Genomic DNA, 4957 nt, shown 5'->3' on the forward strand with positions numbered 1-4957 from the left:
CCCGGGGGTGTTCTCCACGAAGTTAGTGATCAACCAGTTCAGGTTCTGCGCCGCCTGGCTCATCGGGCTCACACTAACGCTCCTGCTCGTAGCTGCTGCCGGGGTGGAAGCCCGGTCGGTCGTTCTGTGGGGAACCCCCGGTGGCGCCCCGCCCCCGGCGTACGCCACGGTGCAGGTTGCTCAGCCTGCCGCGCACGTCCTCCGGAGTGCGGGAGACCTGGGGGCCTTGGTGATCGGTCTGTTCAGCGGTGCCTTCGACGAGGTTCGCCCGGGGCACCCGGCGCGGCAGACCGGAGGAGGTGATCCCCCCGGCCTTGGGGTCACGCAGCTGTTCCGCGCGCTCCCACCGCTCGTCGTTGGCGGAACGCCACCCGCCTGTCTCGGGGTCGGAGGACGCCTCCGGCGCAGCGGTCGGCGGCTGCGGATCCCGCTGGGCCGCGGGTCCGGCAGCGGGCGGAGGCGGCGGTGCCAGGGGCGGCGCGACCGGCGACGGCTGGTGCTGCCGCGGAGCCTGAGCGTCCCCGGCGGGCTGGTTCCGCTTCTCCCGGCGCGGCAGTCCCGTGCCGGTCTCGCGGCGCGGCAGACCCGCGCCGGTGAGGGCACCGGTGCCAGCGGCGCCCGGAGGGTCGAAGGCTTCGCGGTCGCCGCCCGCCGAGGGAGAGGTCCGCGCCTGATCAGCGCCGGGTGCCGGAGCGCCGCCCGGCTGGGTGCCGTCGGCGTGGCTCTGCTGCGGCATCGGGAACCGCGGCATGGGCTGGGTCTCGTCGGGCGCGGCGTACTGCTGCCGGCCGTCGTCAGCGGGCTGCTGATATGCCTCGGCGTCGTACCCGGCGGCGGCGTAGCCCTGCTGGGCGGTGTCCTGCCCCGCGTAGTCCTGCTGGGCGGTGTCCTGCCCCGGGAAGTCCCGACCCGCGTAGCCCTGATCCGGGAACTCCTGACCTGGGTAGTCCTGGTCCGGGTACCCCGACTCGCCGAACCGCGGGCGGTCGTAGGCGTCCTGGCCGTAGCCCTGCTCGGCGTAACCGTCCTGGGGGTACGGGCCGCCCTGGTCGCAGCCGCCCCGCTGGTAGGCGCCCTGGGCGTAGGCATCACCGGGGTGGTCGCTGTGCGGGTAGGCGTTCTGGCCGCCCTGGGCGTACGGGTCCGCACCGGGGTGGCCGCCGTTGGTGCCGTAGTCGGCGTCACCTGGCTGCTGGTCGCCGTGACCGGCGGCCTGCCGCTGCTGTGGCCCCGAACGGCGCGCGTCGCGCGAGAGGGAGCGGTGCGCCGGGTCCAGCGAGGAGAGGTCGTCGGGCACGTCGGCGCCGTAGCGGGTGTCGTCGAAGCCCAGAGCGGCGGCGCTGGAGTCGCCCTGGTAAGCCGCGGCCTGGTCGTTGGTGGCCTCCGGCATGCGGCGGGAGACGGTGAAGTCGTCCTCCATCATGGCCTCGCCGCCACCGCCGTGGGTGATGGCCTCGGGCAGCATGACGAGCGAGGTGGTGCCCGCCTGCTCACCGGACGGGCGCAGCTGGACGCGGATGCCGTGCCGCAGCGACAGGCGGCCGACCACGAACAGGCCCATGCGCTGCGAGATCGCCGCGTCCACGGTGGGCGGGTTGGCGAGCTTGTGGTTGATGTCGGCGAAGTCCTCCGCCGTCAGGCCGATGCCCTTGTCGTGGATCTCGATCATCACGCGGCCGTCCGGCAGGCGGGTCGCGGTGACCTTGACCTTCGTCTGCGGGGAGGAGAACGACGTGGCGTTCTCCAGCAGCTCCGCGAGCAGGTGCACGAGGTCGGTGACGACGGAGCCGTGGATCTCGCTCTCCGGCACGCCGCTGATCTCGATGCGCTCGTACTGCTCGACCTCCGAGGAGGCGGCGCGCATGACGTCCACCAGCGGCACCGGCTGGTTCCAGCGGCGGCCGGGCTCCTCACCCGCGAGGACGAGGAGGTTCTCGCCGTTGCGGCGCATGCGGGTGGCCAGGTGGTCGAGCTTGAACAGGTTCTCCAGCTGGTCGGGGTCGGCCTCGTTGTTCTCCAGGTCCGTGATGAGGCCGAGCTGGCGCTCGATGAGGCCCTGGTTGCGGCTGGAGAGGTTGGTGAAGATCGCGTTGACGTTGCCCCGCAGCAGCGCCTGCTCGGCGGCGAGCCGGACGGCCTCGCGGTGCACCTGGTCGAAGGCGCGGGCGACCTCGCCGATCTCGTCGCGGCTGTCGATCGGGATCGGCGTGACCTCGGTGTCCACCCGGCCCGGGTCGGTGCGCGAGAGCTGATCGACGAGCATCGGCAGGCGCTGCTCGGCCACGTCGAACGCGGCGGTGCGCAGCCGGTTCATGGCCGTGCTCATCGAGCGGGCCATCAGGGCGGCGACGACGAAGGCGATCAGCAGTGCGGCGAGCACGATGACGGAGTTGACGATCGCCTCGGTCCTGGCGTCGGCGGCGATCTGCTGCGACTCCTCCAGCGCCCGGTTCGCCAGGTCCTCCTCGATCCCCCGGTAGGCATCGAACTTGGCGGTGGTCGTCTGGTACCAGACCTCCGGGGTGACGCCGCGCTCGGCCAGTTCCTCCGGCGCTGCGCCGGAACCGATGAGCTGGACCATCTCGTCTACCGAGGGCGGGGCGCCATCGCTGCCGGAGGAGTCGGTTTGCCCTCGCAGCGCGCCGAGTTCGGACGTCAGCCGCTCCACGTCCTCCTCGGTGGCGGCGTTGGTGTACTCGGTGAGGGCGATTTGCTCCAGGTAGGCGTAGGAGGAGAAGTTGAGGACCAGCTCCTGCTTTTCCTCACCCGTCGGCGCCTGGGGGACGAGGAGGTGGGTGCCGATGGAGCGGGTGAGGGACTCGGCGGCCTTGGCCAGCGAGATGGCGTAGACCGAACGGCCGTAGGCGGTGACGTTCTCGGTGCCCAGGCCCAGTTCGTTGGCGAGGTTCATCAGCGGGTGCTGGACCTCGGTGTAGCCGAGGTGCGTCTGGACGCCGCTGGACTCGTCGCCGTAGGCGTTCTCCCGCAGCGGGCCGAGCCGCGGCTCGGCCTCACGGATGGCCTTCAGGCGGCGCTCCAGGCTCGGCGTCTTCGGCGCGTCCTGCGCGGCTTCGTCGAACGCCTGTTGGGCCGCGTCGGTGGCCTGGCGCGCGTCCTCGACCTCGCGGGCGTCCTCGTCACCGGCGAGCAGGGGCGCGACGGTGCGGTCACGCTCGTCGAGCAGGGCGTGGCCGTAGGCGGCGGCGGCGCGCACGAGTTCCGCGGTGGCCTCGGCGTCCTGGGCGTCGCGGAGGGTCTCGATCGAGCTCTGTACCCGGAAGCCGCCGAAGACGAGGGCGACGAGCACGGGGATGAGCAGGATGGCGTTCAGCCGGGTGGCCACCCGCCAGTTGCGGATGGCGAATTTATGGCTCGTGCCGCTCTCCCCGTCCGGAGTGCCCGCGGCCGCGTGAGCGGTCCGCGCAGGACCGGCCGCCGTGCGCGGCGGGGTGAAGTTGCCGCGTTCTTCGGGCGATGGGGGGTCCGGCTTGCTGCGCCTCACTCGACCAAACCTCTCGGCGTCGGCACCTCGGGTTCGACGTGCCGCAACTACTGCTGAGTTCAGCGAATTGCAGCACGTCGGGACGGTGCTTTCCAAACACTTGAATATGCGACCAGTGATCGCGAAGGGACCGCCACCACGCTCGACAAACCGGGCATCCGGGCTCTTTGACGCCATAAGGCAGCGCAAACGTACGCACAGGGGAGCGACGCGTTCGCGGCCTGTGGTCGCGGAGCCTTAATTCTCTGTCGAAACGTTATGAACCCTTGTACGGGGCCTGACAAGTCCGTGTGGCCAAGTACACAGCCCGCACGCGCGCCGAGCGCGCCGCCGGCCCGGGTCGGGGCCGGCGGCACGGTCAGCGGAGCCGGGCCAGCAGGGCGTGCTCGACGAGGGTGATCAGGGCGGACTTCGCCTCGCTGCGGTGGCGGGCGTCGGTGGTGATGATCGGCGCGTCCGGGCCGATCTGGAGCGCCTCGCGGACCTCGTCGGGGCCGTAGGGCTGGTGACCGTCGAAGCCGTTGAGGGCGATGACGAACGGCAGGCCGCTGTTCTCGAAGTANNNCAGGTCATCCCACATGAACCAGAACCGGTCCTGCCCCGGAGTACCGAACAGGTACAGGATCAGGTCGTCGTCCAGCGTGATGCGGCCGAAGTCCATCGCGACCGTCGTGGTGGTCTTCCCGCCGGTGTGCGAGAGGTCGTCGATCCCGGCGGACGCCGACGTCATCACCGCTTCGGTGCGCAGCGGGTTGATCTCCGATACGGCACCCACGAAGGTCGTCTTGCCCACGCCGAACCCACCGGCCACCACGATCTTCGCGGAGGTGGTGGAGNGAGCGGGCGGCACCGCTAGAGCTTGCGAAGTCCACTGAGCACCCTTTCGAGCAGTGTCACATCTGGTGCACCGCCGGGCTCGCTGGTGCCGCCGGGCTGGTGGATCGCCACCAGGCCGGCCTCCGCGAGGTCGGCGACGAGAATCCGGGCCACCCCCAGTGGGAGGGCGAGCAGCGCCGAAATCTCGGCGACCGACTTCACCTCCTGGCACAGCTGGCAGATGCGCTGGTGCTCGGGGAGGAGGCCGTGCAGCTGCGCCGGGTCCGCGCTGTTGCTCACCAGCGCCTCGATGGCGAGCTGGTAGCGCGGGCGGGTGCGGCCGCCCGTCATGGCGTACGGGCGTACCAGCGGCTGGTCGCCGTCATCGTCGTCGTACGGCAGGTGATGGTGCGAACCGTACGGGTCGGACGAAGCGGGCGGCGTGGTCATGGCTCCTCCGGGCGAGGCATGAGGTCATCGAACGGGACGGGGGTGCTCATGTGGGGGGAGCGTGTCGCTTAGTTCATGATGCTGCCCTGCAGCTCCGAGCGGAGCTCAGGGGTGAGCACGGTGCCGGCGCGGTCCACCAGGAGCGCCATTTCGTAGCCGACGAGACCGATGTCGGCGTCGGGGTGGGCG

General features: G+C 71.1%; 3 protein-coding genes and 2 pseudogenes (1 of these 5 only partly in view). All 5 read right to left on the reverse strand.

Going from position 1 to position 4957, the window contains the following annotated elements; translation table 11 throughout:
- Positions 1 to 63: the 5' portion of a roadblock/LC7 domain-containing protein gene (locus tag JJV70_RS04175; protein ID WP_219046320.1), read on the reverse strand. Its footprint begins 321 nt before the window's first position; the window shows 63 of its 384 coding nt (coding positions 1–63); the start codon lies at positions 61 to 63; its stop codon lies beyond the left edge, outside the window.
- Between the two features lie 10 nt (positions 64 to 73).
- Positions 74 to 3502, reverse strand: coding sequence for a nitrate- and nitrite sensing domain-containing protein (locus JJV70_RS04180; RefSeq protein WP_308294672.1), 3429 nt, complete (start codon positions 3500 to 3502; stop codon positions 74 to 76).
- Between the two features lie 358 nt (positions 3503 to 3860).
- A pseudogene (locus JJV70_RS04185) lies at positions 3861 to 4374 on the reverse strand (ATP/GTP-binding protein).
- Complete coding sequence (locus JJV70_RS04190) at positions 4355 to 4768, reverse strand: DUF742 domain-containing protein (RefSeq protein WP_219046308.1); 414 nt, start codon at positions 4766 to 4768, stop codon at positions 4355 to 4357. Before JJV70_RS04190 ends, JJV70_RS04185 begins: the two are co-directional and overlap by 20 nt.
- Positions 4769 to 4836: 68 nt before the next feature.
- Positions 4837 to 4957, reverse strand: a pseudogene (locus JJV70_RS22440) (roadblock/LC7 domain-containing protein); the annotation flags it as partial.

The sequence above is a fragment of the Streptomyces sp. JJ66 genome, from assembly GCF_019303495.1.
Lineage (GTDB): Bacteria > Actinomycetota > Actinomycetes > Streptomycetales > Streptomycetaceae > Streptomyces.